At 61.2% G+C, this 500-nt stretch carries 1 protein-coding gene; it reads left to right on the top strand.

What is annotated here, in order from left to right; translation table 11 throughout:
• Positions 1–500 (top strand): integrase core domain-containing protein (locus tag MUB52_RS23965; RefSeq protein ID WP_263846673.1); only part of this gene is annotated, 500 nt, incomplete at both ends.

Here is a 500-nt window from a genome sequence, read left to right as displayed (position 1 = left end):
AAGCCAAGCCTGCTCTCGGACAATGGCGCCAGTTACATCTCTGGTGAACTGGCCGATTGGCTCGAAGACCAGCAGATGGATCATGTCCGTGGCGCGCCGGATCACCCGCAAACCCAGGGCAGTGAACCGGGACCGGGGCCCCAGTGGGGCCGCGTAAGCCCCGTGAACGAGCGCTGGCATCAGACCCTGAAGAACGTGCGTCGGGGAAACGCCCAACTGGGGCCTTTCCTGATCCTCCCTGCCCTGCTGGAGAACGACGTCCTGCCGGGCGATCTCAGGCAGCAGATCGACGCCGTCGTCGAGCATTACAACCACCGGCGATACCACGAGAGCCTCGGCAACCTCACACCCGCCGGCGTCTACTTCGGGCGCGGCAATACAATCCTGAAACAACGAGAAGGGATCAAACGAAAGACCATCGAAGCGCGACGTTCGCTTCACCGCAAATCCGCCGCATCATCAATCAAGCCAGATGCGCCAGACACTCTCTTAAATCAGGC

This window comes from Roseobacter sinensis (assembly GCF_025755255.1).
In the GTDB taxonomy this organism is placed as follows: Bacteria; Pseudomonadota; Alphaproteobacteria; order Rhodobacterales; family Rhodobacteraceae; genus Roseobacter; species Roseobacter sinensis.
The sequence above is the reverse complement of the archived record's forward strand: the minus strand, read 5'-3'. Positions and strand labels throughout refer to the sequence as shown.